The organism is Herbidospora sakaeratensis (assembly GCF_001570525.1).
GTDB lineage: Bacteria > Actinomycetota > Actinomycetes > Streptosporangiales > Streptosporangiaceae > Herbidospora > Herbidospora sakaeratensis.
Window position 1 is genome coordinate 98,051 of the sequence record NZ_BBXC01000017.1, and the last position, 15,419, is coordinate 113,469.

Sequence of the window (15,419 nt, forward strand, 5' to 3'; positions counted from 1 at the left end):
CGTGGGCGGTCAGGTGCTCAACATGCGTGGCGTCGCCATCCGGCGCGACGGCGCGATCCTGGTGCGCGACATCGACTGGGCGGTGGCCGAAGACGAACGCTGGGTGGTGATCGGCCCCAACGGCGCCGGCAAGACCACGCTGCTCCAGATCGCCGCCGCGCTGCTGTTCCCCACCGACGGCCACGTCGACATCCTGGGCGAGCGCCTCGGCCAGACCGACGTGTTCGAGCTGCGTCCGCGCATCGGCCTGGCGAGCTCGGCGCTGGCCGAGAAGGTGCCGCCGGAGGAGAAGGTCATCGACCTCGTGCTGACCGCCTCCTACGCCATCCTCGGCCGCTGGACCGAGGAGTACGACTCCCACGACGTCACCCGCGCCGTCGAGCTGATCGACCAGCTGGGCTGCGCCCACCTGATCCGCCGCCGGTTCGGCACCCTGTCCGAGGGTGAGCGCAAGCGCGTCCAGATCGCCCGCGCCCTCATGCCCGACCCCGAGTTGCTGCTGCTCGACGAGCCGGCCGCCGGGCTCGACGTCGGCGCCCGCGAAGATCTGGTAAGGCGGCTTTCCCAGCTCGCGCAAGACCCGAAGGCGCCCACGATGGTGCTCGTCACCCACCACGTCGAGGAGATCCCGGCCGGGTTCACCCACGCGCTGATGCTCCGGCACGGTTCGGTCGTCGCCCAGGGCCCGATCGACTACGTGATGACCGGCGACAACCTGTCGAAGACGTTCGGGGTGCCTCTGGGGCTGGAGAGGAACGCGGCCGGTCGCTGGTACGCCCGGCCATTCTGATATTTCGTTCTTTTTCCTCTTGTAAAGCGTCGTCCAAATATCATTTACTCCAGTCGTCACAGACTGGAGTGGACGCATGACCCAGCTCGTCATCACCCTCGTCGTGGTCTTCCTCGCCGCGTTCGCGCTGGCCCGGACGATTCGCATCGTGCCGCAGGCGACCGCGAGAATCGTCGAACGATTCGGTCGATATCACCGCACCCTGAACGCGGGACTGAACATCGTCGTGCCGTTCATCGACCGCATCAAAGTCGAGGTCGACCTGCGCGAACAGGTGGTGACGTTCCCTCCGCAGCCGGTCATCACGTCCGACAACCTGGTCGTCTCCATCGACACGGTCATCTATTTCCAGGTGACCGATCCGAAGGCGGCGACGTACGAGATCGCGAGCTTCATCGTCGCGGTCGAGCAGCTGACCGTGACGACCCTGCGCAACGTGGTCGGCGGCATGGACCTCGAACGCACGCTGACCTCCCGCGAGGAGATCAACACCGAGCTGCGCGGGGTGCTCGACGACGCGACCGGCCGCTGGGGCATCCGGGTCAACCGGGTCGAGCTGAAGGCCATCGACCCGCCCGCCTCCATCCAGGACTCGATGGAGAAGCAGATGCGCGCCGACCGCGACAAGCGCGCCGCGATCCTCACCGCCGAGGGCAACAAGCAGTCGGCCATCCTCACCGCCCAGGGCGAGCGCGAGGCGGCGGTGCTGAAGGCGCGCGGCGAGGCCGAGGCCGTGGTGCTGCGGGCCCAGGCCGACGCGGAGGCCCGCGCGATGCGCGCGAAGGGCGAGGCCGACGCGATCGGCATGGTCTTCAAGGCCATCCACGACGGCAACCCCGACGAGAAGCTGCTGGCCTACCAGTACTTGACGACCCTGCCGCAGATCGCCAAGGGCGACGCGAACAAACTGTGGATCGTGCCGTCCGAAATGGGCAAGGCGCTGGAGTCGCTGGGCGGCCTCTTCCAGCCGCCGTCCAAGACCGACAAGGATCTCCCCGCGAAGTGACAGGTGTGTTCCGGCCCGTCGGCCCACACCCGCGACGACCTGCCCGCGAAGCCGATCGGATTGTGACCGGCGTCGATCGGCCTGTCGGCGGAACCTTTGTGACCTGACCGCAAGTGCCGCCCCCGCGTCCTGAGCTCTGACCGCTGCCGCCTAGGATTCCGTCAGCCGGTACGAGATGAGGATCTGTGACACCGTGTTGACGGCGTGGGGGGCGGTCGCGGTGTTCGCGGCCGGAATCGGGGCGGGCGGCATCAACGCCGTGGTCGGCTCGGGTTCGCTGATCACGTTCCCGACGCTGCTCGCACTGGGCTACCCGCCGATCGTCGCGAACGTGTCGAACAACATCGGGCTCGTGCCGGGCGGGGTCACCGGCGTCCTCGGCTACCGGGCCGAGCTCAAGGGGCAGAGGGCCCGCCTGATCAGGCTCGGCGCCGCCTCGGTCCTCGGATCGCTGGTCGGCGCGTTCCTGCTGCTCCGGCTCCCGGCCCAGGCGTTCCAGGTGATCGTGCCGGTGCTGATCGCCATCGCGCTGGTGCTGGTCGTCATCCAGCCCAAGATGGCCGGCTGGATCTCCGGCCGTCCCCATCGGGACCACGGCGGGCCGTGGCTCTGGCTGGGGGTCTTCGGGGGCGGCATGTACGGGGGCTATTTCGGCGCCGCCCAGGGGGTCGTGCTGATCGGGCTGATGGGGCTGTTCCTCGACGAGGAGCTGCAACGCCTCAACGCGGCCAAGAACCTGCTGGCGCTGCTGGTCAACTTCACCGCGGCGCTGCTGTTCATCTTCATCGCCGACGTCGACTGGCTGGTGGTTGCCCTGATCGCGGTCGGGTCGGCGATCGGCGGATACCTCGGCGCCCGCATCGGGCGGCGTATCCCGTCGCCCATACTGCGCGGGGTGATCGTGGTGGTGGGCATCGTGGCGATCGTGAAGTTGTTGGCCTGATTTATGCGTACAAATTATCGAAAACGGGTATGAAACCCCATGTGAAAGGCGATCGCGTAGAAATCGTCATCGACGCCGGAGGAACCCCCCGCACCTACGAGGTCATCGCGACGAAGGCCGGCCGCCGGGTCGAGGTGACCACCGGCCGGGGCGTCGTCGAGGTCTCCGAAGTGACCAGGAACGGAACTCCGGTCCGCACCGCCCGGTTCATGCAGAGCCGGGTGCTCGCCCTGGTGGAGCACCCGATCGACGCTAACGAGCCGGCCTGACCTGAACCACGCCGTCGCGGCGCACCCTCGTCTCGAACGAGGGCTGCTTCGCCGTCGCCGGGCCGTGGATCACCGCGCCGTCGGCGATCCGGAACACGCTGCCGTGCCACGGGCACACCACGCACGGCTCGCCGTTCTCGACCGTCACGCGGCCCTGGTGCAGCGGCCCGGCCAGGTGGGAGCACCCGTCGGCGAGCACCGTCACGCCCTCGCCCAGCCGCAGCACGAACAGGTCGATGTAGCCCAGGCGGCGGGCGACGGGCCGGCCGTTGGGCAGGTCGCTGATCGGGCCGAGGTCGTGCCAGCCGGTCGGCACCAGATGGCTGACCTGCTCGGCGTGGTTGGCCCCCGCGGCGAGCCGGTAGGCCAGGTGGCCGCCCAGGTAGGCGCCGGCGCTCGCGGCCATCAGGCCCGCCGTGGCGAAGACCCGCCCGGCCTTCTCGCGCCCGGCGATCCGGAACGCCAGCGAGCCCGCGTAGAGGCCCACGGCGGCGGCGTTGGCGAGGGCGTGCACGAACCCGACCCGCTGCTGCTCGCGGTGCAGGGTCGACCAGTCGGTGACCCCCGCCGCGGCGGTCGGCAACGCGGTCGCCAGGCCGGCGGCCAGCACGGTCCGGGCGGCCATGGGGTCGGACTTGGTCACGTCGAGGATGGCGGTGGCCACGAAACAGCCCACGGCCACGGTCGCCAGCGGCGGGTGCACCGGATGGCCGATCGGCACGCCGTGGAGCGCGTCACGCACCCAGCCCGGCCCGATGCGGGCGCGGACCGCCTTCGCGAGCCCTCTGATCGGCCGGTCGAGCGTCGTGGCGTGTTCGAGCCGGTCGAGGAGATCGCCGCCGCCATTGCCGATTTTGCGTGGCTTCGCGGACTTCTCGGTTGATCTGTCCATCGATGTCACCCCCTGACACGACGTACCCGGCCTGTCAGGAGACGAACATCATCGGGCGAGGTGACCTCGGAGCACCGAGGTCTCCACCAGGTCGTGGGCGTAGGCGCCCAGGGTGGGGGAGCCCTCCTCGATGATCGCCACGTTGGCGAGCACCTGGGAGGCGGTGACCTTGTAAAGCGCCCAGGTGCCGCCGTCGTTGTGGTGGTTGGCCATGATCGGCGCGAGCCGGTCGAGGGCCTTGGCGTAGCGGGCCTCGGGGGTCTGCCGGGCCTCGAACTCGTCCCAGAGCTCCCGCAGGGGGCCCGCCTGGTCGCTCGGCAGCAGCCCGAAGATCCGGTCGGCCGCGGCCCGCTCGGCCGCCTCCTGCGCCTCGACCGCCACCCGGTCGTAGATGAACGTGTCACCGGCGTCGATCTCGACGATGTCGTGGACGAGCAGCATGCGCACCACCCGGTCGATGTCGGTGCCCGCCGGGGCGTGCTCGGCCATCACCAGCGCCCAGACGCCGAGCTGCCACGAGTGCTCGGCGTCGTTCTCGCGGCGCGATCCGTCGATGAGGGTGTTCCGGCGGATGACACGCTTCAGCTTGTCGATCTCCACCACGAAGGCGAGCTGAGCGTCGAGGCGATCCCGGTGCTGCGCGATGGTCACCGCGCCACCCTATTCCGTGGTGATCAAACGCGGCACAGGATCACCGGAACACCGTTGAACACGGCATTCCCGGACAGCGGATCGATGATCTTTTCATCCGTCAGCACGTTGACGTTCACACCCGCGTTCCCGGAAGCCACCTGTTGCGGCAACCCGTCGTGCCCCCAGCCGTGCGGCAGGCTCACCACCCCCGGCATGATCTTGTCGGTCGGTTCGAGGGGCACGGTCAGCTCGCCCGCCGCCGACCGGACGAGGGCGTGGTCGCCGAGCCCGAGCCGGGCGACGTCCACGGGGTTGATCTGCAACGTGCAGCGGTTGGTGCCGCCGACGAGCGGCTCGATGTTGTGCAACCAGGAGTTGTTGGAGCGCAGGTGCCGGCGTCCGATGAGCACGAACTCCGGGTTCTGTACGGCGAGCCGGTCCCTGAGCCGGGCGACGTCCTCCACGATCTCCGGCGGCGCGAGCTCGATCCTCCCCGAGGCCGTGGTGAGGATCTCCGGCAGCCGCGGCGTGAGGGGCCCCAGGTCGAGCCCGTGGGGGTGCTCGTCGCGCAGCCTGCGCAGCGTGAGGTCGCCGCCGTTCCATTTCCCGTACGGCCCCAGCCGCAGCATGGCGTCGAGCCGACGCTCGGCCCCGGTGTCCCCGTCGAGTTCGGCGGGGTCGTGGTCGCCGATCAACTGGCCGATGATCAGATCGTCCACCCCGGAGAAGCCGGAGGCGATCTCGATGAGCCGGATGAGGATCTCCGCTTCCGAGGGCCCGTCGGAGGCCAGGATCGGCGGGGAGTAGCGGGCGTAGTTGCGCACCGCGAAGCCCAGCAGCGCGAAGTCGTAGTGGCCGGTGGCCAGCAGCCGGGGCGGCGGCAGGATCACGTTCGCGTGGCGGGTGGTCTCGTTGAGGTAGATGTCGACGCTGACCATGAAGTCGAGCTGCGCGAGGGCCCCGGCCAGCCGTTTCGCGTTGGGCGCCGACGAAGCGGGGTTCCCGGCCACGGTCACCAGGGCCCTGATCCGCCCCTCGCCTGGCGTCTCGATCTCGTCGGCCAGGGTCGCGACCGGCAGTTCGCCGTTGGTCTCCTTCAGGCCGCGCACCCGGCTGGTCCACCGTCCGGTCCGGTACGGCTTGCGCCGGCGCGCCCCCTCGGTGGCGGGCATCGGGAACATGGCCCCGCCCGGCCGGTCGAGATTGCCGGTGAGCACGTTCAGGACGTCCACGAGCCACTGCGTCACGGTGCCGAACTCGGCGGTGCACGTCCCGATGCGGGCGTAGACGGCGGCGGCGGGAGCGGCCGCGAGGGCGCGCGCGAGCCGTACCGTCACCTCGGCAGGGACGCCGCAGGCGGCCTCCACCACCTGCGGCGGGAAGTCCTTGACGACCGCCTCGACCTCGGCGAGCCCCTCGACCGGAAGGGTGGTCGTCACGAGATTCTCGGCGAAGAGGGTGTGCGCGATGCCCGCCAGCAGGAACGCGTCGGTGCCCGGCCGGACGAAGACGTGCTCGTCGGCCAGCTCGGCGGTCCGCGTGCGTCGGGGGTCGACCACGACGAGGGTCCCGCCCCGCTTCCGGAGCGCCTTGAGCCGGCCGGGGAAGTCGGGCGCGGTGCAGAGCGACCCGTTCGACTCCAGCGGATTGGCCCCCAGCATGAGCAGGAAGTCGGTGCGATCGAGGTCGGGCACCGCGATCGTCATCGGATGCCCGAACATCAGCCCCGAGGCGACGTGCTTGGGCATCTGGTCGGCCGTGCTCGCCGAGAAGACGTTCCGGGTGCCCAGCGCCCTGATCAGCGCCCCTCCGTAGAGGGCCCCCGCCATGCTGTGGGCGCTGGGATTGCCCAGGTAGACGGCCCGCTCGGGTCCCGAGATGTCCTTCAGGCCCTTGGCGACGGCCGCGAAGGCCTCCTCCCAGCCCACCTCGCGCCACTGGTCACCCTCGCGAACCAATGGTGCGGAAAGCCGGTCGGGGTCTTCGTCGAGCCGCCCGAGCGAGGCCCCTTTGGGGCAGATGAAACCCTTGGAGAACGGATCGTCACGGTCGCCGGTGACCTTGGTGACGCGGTCGCCCTCCAGCGTGATCGTGAGACCGCAGACGGCCTCACAGAGGGGACAGGTTCGGTGGACGGTCGTCATGGATCTCATCGTGCGCCCGCGAGCAGGAGGGGCGGAAGCCCCAGAACGGAATAAAATTCTGTGGCCCCCGCCGTCGCCCAGACGCCCCCGCGGACCGTCCGGGCCTCCTACTGAGCCGCGCCCGGCGCCCGGTGGGCACGGCCCAGCTCAACGGGTCAACCGGCCAGCACGAGCCGGCCGACCTCCTCGACCTCACGAACGACGTCGAAACGGGGATCGCGGTAGACGCGACTCCCGAAGCCTCTGCGAGTGGTGGTCCACTCCAGCTCATAAGCCCAACGATCCTGCGCGGAGCACAACCGACGGTCGGCCCCATCACGGAGCAGTATGAGTCGGGCCTTGCATAGCAAGATGGCGTTGGTACGGTGGAAGGGCATAGGAGACTCCTTATCGGTGGCTTCGAGTGGAGCTCTCGGGTCGGGTCGTCGGTGGCAGCCTTCGGCCCGGCCTTTTTTCTTTGCCGGAGGTCACGAGGAACCGGCCGTGTCCGGTTAGCGATCTTCTGTGAACCTTCTACCTAGATGCTCTATCAGAAGAAGTTTGTCTGCAAGACATGGCGTAAAACTTCGCGAGGAATACACTGCAAGTCCGGATGCAAATTGCATACGATCGTCGGTGGCCCTCCCATGAGGGCACCAGTCCAGCGTCTGCGAGACGGGGGGACGGGGATGCCAGAAAAGGACACTGCCACGCCTCGTCGCCGCCGCCTTGGGCAGCAACTTCGGAGACTTCGCGAAGTAACCGGGATGACCGGCGCGAAGGTGGCCAAGCCGCTGGGCTGGTCAGCCGCGAAGGTAAGCCGTATAGAGAACGGCCTGACTCTGCCCAGTGAGGACGACGTTGCCGCGTTGGTTGCCGCGTATGGTGGCGACGATCCTGTGCTGAGCCAGATGATGAGGCTTCGCCGAGATGCTGCCCAAAAGGGCTGGTGGGGGCTCTTCAGCGAGTCCTTCCCGCCCGGATTCGCGGCATTTCTCGAACTCGAGGCCGAAGCCGAAGAGTTGCGGAACTGGGAACCGATGGTTCTCCCAGGGCTTCTGCAAACCGAGGACTACGCACGTGTCTTGATGAGCAACCTGTCGCAGCCGATCCTCCAGGCCCCGAAGACGTGGTTACAGGATCGAGTCGAGGTGAGGGTTCGCCGCCAGCAGACTCTCTTCCATAGCTCGAAGCCACTCCGATTCAGGGTCGTGTTCGAAGAGTCACTGCTGAGCCGTGATGTCGGCGGTCCCGTCGTGATGCGGAACCAGATGGAGAGTCTGGCGGTCGCCAGCGAACTTGATCATATTGATATTCGGATCATCTCCAAGTCAAAGCTTCTGCCGGTGACCACCGGCCCCTTTGTGCACTTCACGTTCCCTGATTTCCCAGACCTCGTGTACCTCGAAGACCTCGAAGGATCTCGGTTTGTGGAAGATCCAGAGGAAGTCTTCGTATACGAGCGTGCTTTTGATCATTTGGTTGGGGTGGCCCTCGAGCCAGTCGCCTCACGGCAGTTGATCAAGGATGCTGCAGCGTACTGGCAGGGCATGATGCAGCAGAACGGGAACGTCGGCCAATGACTTCAGGAAATGCGGTTTGGAAGAAGAGCACCCTCAGCAACGCGGGGAACTGCGTGGAGGTTGCTCGCCTTGACGAGGGGCAGGTGGGCGTGCGCGACAGCAAGGACCGGAACGGCACCGCCCTTGTCTTCACCCAGAACGAATGGCAGGCGTTCATCGGCGGTGTGAAGAGAGGCGAGTTCGACCAGTAGTCCCTGAGTGAGGGGAGGTCCGGCTGCGCCTGATTGATGCCTGGCCGGACCATAACCTGACGTTTTAGGACATTGAGTACCTAGGCCCCTTTTCGTCATTCTGACGGTGACCAAGACGAAAAGGGGTGGGCCGTGTCGAATGTCGACATGTCCGATGCCGTCTGGCACAAGAGCAGCTTCAGCACCACCGGAAACTGTGTTGAAGTGGCTCGGGTGGCAGGAAGCTACACCGCAGTCCGCCACAGCCGGGACCCCGATGGGCCCGTACTGGTCTTCACCGAAGCCGAGTGGAACGCCTTCCTCCAGGGTTTGGCGGTTGGAGAGTTCGACTAGGCGCTGACGTGAAAACGGCCCGCATTCCTCGGTGGGGAGGAGGCGGGCCGTTGTCTGTTGGGGCCGAAACCCCGGCCGGATCAGTCGATGCCCAGGCCCCGGGCCACGCCCTGGCCCAGGTCCTTGTGGACGTTGGTCCAGTATTCGACCACCCGCTTCTGCACCTCCGGCGTCATCTCCGGCGCCGAAGCGTGCCCGACGATGTTGCTCGTCAGGTTCGCCCGGTCCTCCTCGCTCAGCACGTTCTCCCACAACGCCCGAGGCTGCACGAAGTCGTCGTCCTCGGCATGCGGCCGGTACGCGGAGCGCATGATCTCCCCGGTCACGTGGTAGGTGTCCCCGGCGTACAGGTCCTCGAAGGCCGCCGGCCCGCCCATGCTGTTCGGCGCGTAGACAGGGTCGGGCATGTTGGCGTACCGCATCGCCCCGTCCCGGTTGTAGCTGTGCACCGGCACCCGGGGAGCGTTGATCGGCAGTTGCTGGTAGTTGGGCCCGATCCGGTACCGGTGGGTGTCCGGGTAGGAGAACAGCCGTCCCTGCAGCATCTTGTCCGGCGAGGGCCCGATGCCGGGCACGAAGTTCGACGGCTCGAAGCCCGCCTGTTCCACCTCGGCGAAGTAGTTCGCCGGGTTCCGGTTCAGGGTGAACCGGCCGATCGTGATCTCCGGGTAGTCGCCGTGCGGCCACACCTTCGTCAGGTCGAACGGGTTGAAGCGGTAGTCGGCCGCCTCCTCGAACGGCATGATCTGCACGTTCACCGTCCACGACGGGTGGTCGCCGCGCTTGATGGCGTCGTACAGGTCCCTGATGTGGAAGTCGGCGTCCTGGCCGATCATCGCGGCGGCCTCGGCGTCGGTGAAGTTCTTGATGCCCTGGTCGGTGCGCAGGTGGTACTTGACCCAGAACTTCTCGCCGGCCGCGTTGTACCAGAGGAAGGTGTGCGAGCCGAAGCCGTGCATGTGCCGCCACGACGCCGGGGTGCCTCGGTCGCTCATCAGGAAGGTCACCTGGTGGGCCGACTCGGGTGACAACGTCCAGAAGTCCCACTGCATGTTGTGGTCGCGCATGTGGTTGTCGGCGCGGCGCTTCTGGCTGTGGATGAAGTCCTGGAACTTCTGCGGGTCCCGCACGAAGAAGATGGGGGTGTTGTTCCCGACCAGGTCGTAGTTGCCCTCGTCGGTGTAGAACTTGATGGCGAAGCCGCGCGGGTCGCGCTGGGTGTCGGCGCTGCCGAGTTCGCCGGCGACCGTCGAGAAGCGCAGGAACAGGTCGGTGCGGGCGCCCTTCTGGAACAGGCCGGCTTTGGTGAACTGGCTGACGTCCTCGGTGATCTCCATGAACCCGTGGGCGCCGCCGCCCTTGGCGTGGACGACGCGTTCAGGCACCCGCTCCCGGTTGAACTGGGCCATCTTCTGGATCAGATAGTGGTCCTGCAGCAGGAGCGGTCCTTCGGGGCCGACGGAGAGCGAGAACTCGTCGCTCGGGGCCGGGGTGCCGGAATCCGTCGTGGTACGTGGCCTGTCAGTCATCGGGTGTCCTCCAGAAGTCGTCTGGCCTATCACCACTTTCCCCACGCTACGTCTCTTAACTTGAACTATTCAAGTAAGTGAATTTCCCCAGTTTGTCCATAAGAAGTCTCCCTAAGGCGCGAACCTTCATGAGATGGCATGCTCTGGACCGTGAGACGTGCAATTGCGATGATCGCCGCCGCTGCCCTGAGTGCCGGATGCGCCGCCGCCGCGGAGGATCCCGGCGTGGAGCGCGTCAAGGCGCCTGAGCAGGCCACCCGCGAGACGCCGTCTCCCAAGCCGAAGCCGACGAAGAAGCCGTTCACCATCGCCTTCGGGGGTGACGTCCACTTCGAGGGCATCCTGCGCACCCGGCTGAACGCCAACCCGAAGACCGCGCTCGGGCCGATCGCCAAGGTGTTGTCGAAGGCCGACCTCGCGATGGTCAACCTGGAGACCGCCATCACCGAGGCGGGCACCCCGGCCCCCGGCAAGCAGTACACCTTCCGCGCCCCCGCCAGCGCGCTGACCGCGCTCAAGGCCGCCGGCGTCGACGTCGCCTCGATGGCCAACAACCACGGCATGGACTACATGCAGAGCGGCCTGGACGACTCCCTCGCGGCCATCAAGAAGTCGAAGTTCCCCATCGTGGGCGTCGGGCGCAACGCCACCGAGGCCTACCGGCCCTGGCGGACCGTCGTGAACGGCAACAAGGTCGCGATCATCGGCGCGACCCAGGTGCTCGACGCCGAGTTCATCTCCTCGTGGACGGCCACCGGCTCCCAGGGCGGCCTCGCCTCGGCCAAGGAGGAGGCGCGGCTGATCCAGGCGGTCAAGAACGCCCGGAAGAACAACGACACGGTGATCGTCCACCTGCACTGGGGGACCGAGCTGCAGAAGTGCCCCAACGAGGCGCAGCTCTCGCTGGCCCCCAAGCTGGTCGCGGCGGGCGCCGACGTCGTGGTCGGCGGGCACGCCCACATCCTGCTCGGCGCGGGTTACCTCGACAACGCCTACGTCAGCTACGGCCTGGGCAACTTCGTCTTCTACAACTGGGGCCCCGACACCGGCCGGACCGGCGTGCTGACCCTGACGATCAACGGCCGCAAGGTGCTCAAGGACACCTGGACGCCGGCCCGCATCAACGGGGGCGTGCCCGTCCCGGTCACCGGGTCGGCGGGGCGGCAGGAGATCGCCTACTGGCGGTCGCTGCGCGAGTGCACCGGGCTTTCGGCCAAGCCGTGATTTGTCAATCGGCTGGTCATGGCGTTGTCAGGCCCGGCGGCACTACCGTCTCCTCATGACGCAGCGGTCCCAGTTCATTCTCGACGTCCTGCTGGCCGAGTTCGGTGAGTCCATCGCCCGCGAGCCCGGGGCGTTCCGGGCCAAGTTCCGCAAGATGGCGGCGACCCCGTTCGCCTTCTACCGGGGCAGCGCGTGCCTGTTCTACGCCGACCTCTCAAGCGAGCCGGCCGACGACGCGTTCCTCGACGACCTGACCCGCCGCGTCTGGATCCACGGCGACCTGCACGCCGAGAACTTCGGCACCTACATGAACTCCTCGGGCCGCCTGGTCTTCAACGTCAACGACTTCGACGAGGCCTACGTCGGGCCGTACGTCTGGGATCTGAAGCGGTTCGTGGCCAGCGTCGCGCTCATCGGCTACGCCAAGGCGCTGTCCGACGACGTCATCTCCGAGCTGGTCCGCGAGTTCGCCCACTCCTACCTCCACGAGCTCACCGCCATCGCCCACGGCGGCGACGACGCCATCGGGTCGCTCACGCTCGAGACCACCACCGGGGTGCTGCACCGGGTGCTGCAGACCGCGCGGCTGAACACGCGGGTGGCGCTGCTCGACGAGGAGACCACGGTCGAGAACTTCGAGCGCCGTTTCGCGGTCGCCGACAACCGCCACCCCGTCGACGACGCCACCCGCGACGCCGTGCTGGCCGCCTACGAGGGCTACCTGGCCACGCTGCCGCAGCCGCTCAACCCCGTCGAGCACCACGTCAAGGACGTCGTCCTGCGGCAGGGCATCGGGATCGGGTCGGCGGGCCTGCCGTCGTACAACCTGCTGCTCGAAGGGCACACCCAGGCGCTGGAGAACGACGTCATCCTCTACATGAAGCAGGCCCAGGTCCCGGCCGTGGCCCGCTACATCGACGACGAGAAGGTGCACGGCTACTTCCGGCACCAGGGCCACCGCACCGCCGAGTCGCAGCGCGCCCTCCAGGCCTACGCCGACTCCTGGCTCGGGTACGCCGACCTCAACGGCGTCGGCCAGCTCGTCGCCGAGGTCTCGCCCTACTCGGCCGACCTCGACTGGAGCGACGTCAACGAGCCCGTCGAGATCGCCTCGGTGATCACCGACCTGGGCCGCGCGGTCGCCCGCATGCACTCGGTCGCCGACGACGAGTCGAGCCACGACCTGGTCGACTTCTCCACCGAGGAGGCGATCGTCGCCGTGATCGGCGGCCGGGAGGACGACTTCACCACGCTGCTCGTCGACTTCGCCCACGCCTACGGCGCCCGCGCCCGGCACGACCATCAGCTTTTTGTGGATCTGTTCCGTAACGGCAGATTCCCCGGTCTGTAGATTCCCGGGCAAGATAGGGAGAGTGTCCAGCCAGCCCCTTGACTACTCCGACGATTCCGGGAACTCCTCGCTGCGCCGCCAGCCGACGCAACGCCGCAGCGCGCGCCGGGTCGAGCGCATGCTCGACGCCTGCGCCGAGCTGCTGGACGAGGTCGGGTACGACGGCCTGTCGACGACCAGGATCGCCGAGCGCGCCGACGTGGCGATCGGCTCGGTCTACCAGTTCTTCCCCGACAAACGTGCCATCAGCCAGGCCCTGACCAGGAGAAACGTCGAGCTCTTCGTGGCCCGGGTGGGCCGCCGCTTCATCAGCGAGGAGTACGGCGGCTGGTGGGACGCGGTCGACGCGATCATCGACGAGTACGTCGAGATGCACCGCTCGGTGCCCGGCTTCAAGTCGTTGCGGTTCGGCGACGCGGTCGACCTCAACCTGCTCGACGCGGGCACCGACAACAACACCGTCATCGCCGGCCGCCTGCGCGGGCTCCTGCTGAAGGAGTTCGGCATGGCCGACAGCGAACGCCTCGACACCGCGATACTGGTGGCGGTCGAGGGCGGCGACGCCGTACTGAAACTGGCTTTCCGGCGTGATCCCGACGGCGACCCCGAGATCATCGCGGAGGCCAAGACCCTGGTGCGCAGCTATCTGTCGCGGCAGCTGCGCCAGTTCAACGCGGCGGCCACCCGGGTGGCGCCTGGAGCTCGATCCGGCTCTTGATGATCGCCTCGACGGCGGCCGGGGTGAGAATCGGCGTGCGGGGCACGGCGAGGGTGATGCGGTCGAGTTGCGGCCGGCACGGTTGCCGCCGCGCGTTCTCGTCGCTGATCCGCGCGGCCCGCAATTGGGCGTCGCGCAGTTCGAGGGTGCGCATGTCGGCGCCCCGCGCCGACCGGATGTCCTGGAGTTGTGCCCTCAGCCGGAGCACCTCTTTGACGGCTTGTTCGTGGGCCTCGAAACGCGCCGCGACATAACCCGCCAAACCGGGCAGAATCGCAGCCGCCATGAGCGCGCCGGCCACTGTGAAGGTCGTCTGCTTGGAAAGGCCCATCGCAGTCCCGTCACCTCCTGATGGAGCTCAGGTCCCGTCAATAATGCCCATGAGCTGGAACGACACACGCTCTGTAGGTGATCTGGCGCGAATCGTTGCCGGAGGAACACCTGCCGTTGTCCGGGCAAAGAACCTTCGCGCTCGCTAGCCTCATCCTTGTGGCACATGTGACGCGGGAGCAGCTTGATCGTCTGCTCGAACAGGCTCTGCTCTCCGATGACCACGGTGCCCTCGCGAGGCGCCTCGACGACCTCGCGCAAGGGTACGAATCGGGCGAAGTATCCCGGGCCTACATCCTGGCCCTGGCCGCCGAGGAGTGGCGTCAGGCGGGTCACCCCGACGCGGCGCTCGACCGCTACCGCATGGCGGCCGAAGACGACGGGGGAGACGTCAACGTCGACCCTCGTGCGGGCATCGCCGACACCCTCTTCGAACTCGACCGGCCCGACGAGGCCCGCGACGTGATCGAGGCCCTGCGCGCCGCCCCCTGCACCCCGGCGACCGTGCTCAACGTGGCCGAGACCCTGGCGGCGTACGGAGACCTGGCGGGAGCCCACGAATGGGCCACCGAGGGCGTCACGGCCTGCCCCCCGGGCAACTCGCTCCGCGAATCCCTGCTGCGCACCCGCTACCGCATCCGCATCGACCTGGGCCTCCCGGAAGACGACCTCGACGCCCTGGCCTCCTGACACCGAAAAACGGGCCGCGAGAAATCTCGCGGCCCGTTTCGTATGTATGTCGACGGCCCGCCCGCTCGCTGGGAGCGCTGGCCGGAGGCGATAAGGGAACTACGGGGAAACGAAGATCAGTGGAGGAGGGCGCCGCCGAGGAGCCCTCCGGTCAGCTTGGTGATGTTCGACAGGCCGCCGACGCCCAGGTCGTCGGCCTTCCGCTTCGGAGCGGGCGCCTGCTGCGGCTGCACACCGTCGACGACCCCGCCGACCGAGTCGCTGATGCCGCGCGGCACCACGGCCACCTTCGGGACCTTCGGCAGCACCTTCGACACCCGGGGCACCGGCGGCACACCCGGCAGGTCGGGCAGCAGCGAGAGGTCGGGAACCACGTTGGGCACCCCCGGCAGCGCCGACCCCGACGCGATGCCGAGCACCCCGTCGGCCCGCGCCAGGCCCGACAGGCCGAGCAGGGCGGCGGCGCGCTGGACGGTCCGGGACACCTCGTCCTTCGGCGCCACCCGCCCGCACGGCACGCCCGCCAGGCGGCCCGCCTGGGCCATGGTCATCGCCGCGGAGCCGCCCGTGCGGGTCAGGTCGCGGACGGTCTGGCCGGCCGCGCCCGCCGACCGCGCGACGTCGGCGGCGCCCTTCACGACCGAGGCGGCGACCGCGCCCGTCTTGGCGGCGGCGCGGTAACCGGTCACGCACAGGCCGTCGTCCGCGTGGGCCTGCTGGCCGGCGGCGGACAACCAGCTCACCCCGGCGGTGACGACCGCCAGGGCGACGAGCCGCCCCCGGATGCTACGTGGTGTCGTCGACATCGACGTCC

17 protein-coding genes are annotated in these 15,419 nt (G+C 68.2%); 11 read left to right on the plus strand and 6 right to left on the minus strand.

From position 1 onward, the window contains the following. Position 1 precedes the first annotated feature (1 nt). From AW271_RS27605 to AW271_RS27620, 4 genes are all read left to right on the plus strand, one after another. Positions 2 to 790 (plus strand): ABC transporter ATP-binding protein, encoded by a 789-nt coding sequence (locus AW271_RS27605; RefSeq protein ID WP_062340641.1) that lies wholly within the window; start codon positions 2 to 4, stop codon positions 788 to 790. 76 nt (positions 791 to 866) lie between these two features. Next, positions 867 to 1,796, plus strand: coding sequence for an SPFH domain-containing protein (locus AW271_RS27610; RefSeq protein WP_062340520.1), 930 nt, complete (start codon positions 867 to 869; stop codon positions 1,794 to 1,796). Positions 1,797 to 1,992: 196 nt separating this feature from the next. Further along, entirely contained in the window at positions 1,993 to 2,739 is a 747-nt protein-coding gene (locus AW271_RS27615; RefSeq protein ID WP_218008198.1) for a sulfite exporter TauE/SafE family protein, read from the plus strand. Between the two features lie 41 nt (positions 2,740 to 2,780). Further along, positions 2,781 to 3,008: a DUF8836 family protein gene (locus tag AW271_RS27620; protein WP_030456190.1), complete on the plus strand. Its 228-nt coding sequence runs from the start codon at positions 2,781 to 2,783 to the stop codon at positions 3,006 to 3,008. On the opposite strand, the gene AW271_RS27625 is transcribed toward AW271_RS27620, so the two are convergent. Genes AW271_RS27625 through AW271_RS27635 form a run of 3 tightly spaced genes read right to left on the minus strand, consistent with a single transcriptional unit; the run spans position 2,992 to position 6,677 of the window. Beyond that, positions 2,992 to 3,900, minus strand: coding sequence for a Rieske (2Fe-2S) protein (locus tag AW271_RS27625; protein WP_062340522.1), 909 nt, complete (start codon positions 3,898 to 3,900; stop codon positions 2,992 to 2,994). The genes AW271_RS27620 and AW271_RS27625 overlap by 17 nt on opposite strands. A 48-nt stretch (positions 3,901 to 3,948) precedes the next feature. Continuing rightward, positions 3,949 to 4,551 (minus strand): HD domain-containing protein, encoded by a 603-nt coding sequence (locus AW271_RS27630; RefSeq protein ID WP_062340523.1) that lies wholly within the window; start codon positions 4,549 to 4,551, stop codon positions 3,949 to 3,951. A 23-nt stretch (positions 4,552 to 4,574) separates the two neighbouring features. Next, on the minus strand, positions 4,575 to 6,677 hold the full coding sequence (locus AW271_RS27635) for a molybdopterin-dependent oxidoreductase (RefSeq protein WP_062340524.1): 2,103 nt from the start codon (positions 6,675 to 6,677) through the stop codon (positions 4,575 to 4,577). A 668-nt stretch (positions 6,678 to 7,345) separates the two neighbouring features. Here AW271_RS27635 and AW271_RS27645 point away from each other — a divergent pair. The 3 genes from AW271_RS27645 (at position 7,346) to AW271_RS38975 (ending at position 8,763) form a co-directional block, all read left to right on the plus strand. Further along, on the plus strand, positions 7,346 to 8,239 hold the full coding sequence (locus tag AW271_RS27645; RefSeq protein ID WP_063818134.1) for a helix-turn-helix domain-containing protein: 894 nt from the start codon (positions 7,346 to 7,348) through the stop codon (positions 8,237 to 8,239). Next, complete coding sequence (locus tag AW271_RS27650) at positions 8,236 to 8,430, plus strand: DUF397 domain-containing protein (protein WP_062340527.1); 195 nt, start codon at positions 8,236 to 8,238, stop codon at positions 8,428 to 8,430. The genes AW271_RS27645 and AW271_RS27650 overlap by 4 nt, the downstream gene beginning before the upstream one ends. A 132-nt stretch (positions 8,431 to 8,562) precedes the next feature. Beyond that, positions 8,563 to 8,763, plus strand: a complete 201-nt coding sequence (locus AW271_RS38975) for a DUF397 domain-containing protein (RefSeq protein ID WP_245653230.1) — start codon at positions 8,563 to 8,565, stop codon at positions 8,761 to 8,763. Positions 8,764 to 8,843: 80 nt separating this feature from the next. On the opposite strand, the gene AW271_RS27655 is transcribed toward AW271_RS38975, so the two are convergent. Next, entirely contained in the window at positions 8,844 to 10,292 is a 1,449-nt protein-coding gene (locus AW271_RS27655; RefSeq protein ID WP_062340528.1) for a catalase, read from the minus strand. 138 nt (positions 10,293 to 10,430) lie between these two features. Between AW271_RS27655 and AW271_RS27660 the strand changes: the two genes are divergently transcribed. The 3 genes from AW271_RS27660 to AW271_RS27670 are packed head-to-tail and all read left to right on the plus strand — an operon-like array spanning position 10,431 to position 13,585. Continuing rightward, on the plus strand, positions 10,431 to 11,516 hold the full coding sequence (locus tag AW271_RS27660; protein WP_157554679.1) for a CapA family protein: 1,086 nt from the start codon (positions 10,431 to 10,433) through the stop codon (positions 11,514 to 11,516). A 55-nt stretch (positions 11,517 to 11,571) separates the two neighbouring features. Continuing rightward, a complete protein-coding gene (locus AW271_RS27665; RefSeq protein ID WP_062340529.1) occupies positions 11,572 to 12,867 on the plus strand; it encodes a DUF2252 domain-containing protein in 1,296 nt (431 codons plus the stop codon). A gap of 22 nt (positions 12,868 to 12,889) precedes the next feature. Beyond that, a complete protein-coding gene (locus AW271_RS27670) occupies positions 12,890 to 13,585 on the plus strand; it encodes a TetR/AcrR family transcriptional regulator (RefSeq protein ID WP_062340530.1) in 696 nt (231 codons plus the stop codon). Here the strand turns inward: AW271_RS27670 and AW271_RS27675 are convergent. Next, positions 13,536 to 13,871 carry a hypothetical protein gene (locus AW271_RS27675; protein WP_218008190.1) on the minus strand — a complete coding sequence of 112 codons (336 nt, stop codon included), beginning with the start codon at positions 13,869 to 13,871 and terminating at the stop codon, positions 13,536 to 13,538. The two genes, AW271_RS27670 and AW271_RS27675, sit on opposite strands and share 50 nt — an antisense overlap. Positions 13,872 to 14,074: 203 nt before the next feature. Between AW271_RS27675 and AW271_RS27680 the strand changes: the two genes are divergently transcribed. After that, positions 14,075 to 14,605, plus strand: a complete 531-nt coding sequence (locus AW271_RS27680; RefSeq protein WP_245653231.1) for a tetratricopeptide repeat protein — start codon at positions 14,075 to 14,077, stop codon at positions 14,603 to 14,605. Positions 14,606 to 14,721: 116 nt separating this feature from the next. Here AW271_RS27680 and AW271_RS27685 read toward each other — a convergent pair whose 3' ends face one another. Continuing rightward, on the minus strand, positions 14,722 to 15,411 hold the full coding sequence (locus AW271_RS27685; RefSeq protein ID WP_062340533.1) for a hypothetical protein: 690 nt from the start codon (positions 15,409 to 15,411) through the stop codon (positions 14,722 to 14,724). Positions 15,412 to 15,419 lie beyond the last annotated feature (8 nt).

Coding starts and splice junctions, on each gene's coding strand:
- AW271_RS27610 (WP_062340520.1), top strand. CDS start 867: ATGACCCAGCTCGTCATCACCCTCGTCGTGGTCTTCCTCGCCGCGTTC.
- AW271_RS27625 (WP_062340522.1), bottom strand. CDS start 3,900: ATGGACAGATCAACCGAGAAGTCCGCGAAGCCACGCAAAATCGGCAAT.
- AW271_RS27635 (WP_062340524.1), bottom strand. CDS start 6,677: ATGACGACCGTCCACCGAACCTGTCCCCTCTGTGAGGCCGTCTGCGGT.
- AW271_RS27645 (WP_063818134.1), top strand. CDS start 7,346: ATGCCAGAAAAGGACACTGCCACGCCTCGTCGCCGCCGCCTTGGGCAG.
- AW271_RS27650 (WP_062340527.1), top strand. CDS start 8,236: ATGACTTCAGGAAATGCGGTTTGGAAGAAGAGCACCCTCAGCAACGCG.
- AW271_RS27655 (WP_062340528.1), bottom strand. CDS start 10,292: ATGACTGACAGGCCACGTACCACGACGGATTCCGGCACCCCGGCCCCG.
- AW271_RS27660 (WP_157554679.1), top strand. CDS start 10,431: ATGCTCTGGACCGTGAGACGTGCAATTGCGATGATCGCCGCCGCTGCC.
- AW271_RS27665 (WP_062340529.1), top strand. CDS start 11,572: ATGACGCAGCGGTCCCAGTTCATTCTCGACGTCCTGCTGGCCGAGTTC.
- AW271_RS27675 (WP_218008190.1), bottom strand. CDS start 13,871: ATGGCGGCTGCGATTCTGCCCGGTTTGGCGGGTTATGTCGCGGCGCGT.
- AW271_RS27685 (WP_062340533.1), bottom strand. CDS start 15,411: ATGTCGACGACACCACGTAGCATCCGGGGGCGGCTCGTCGCCCTGGCG.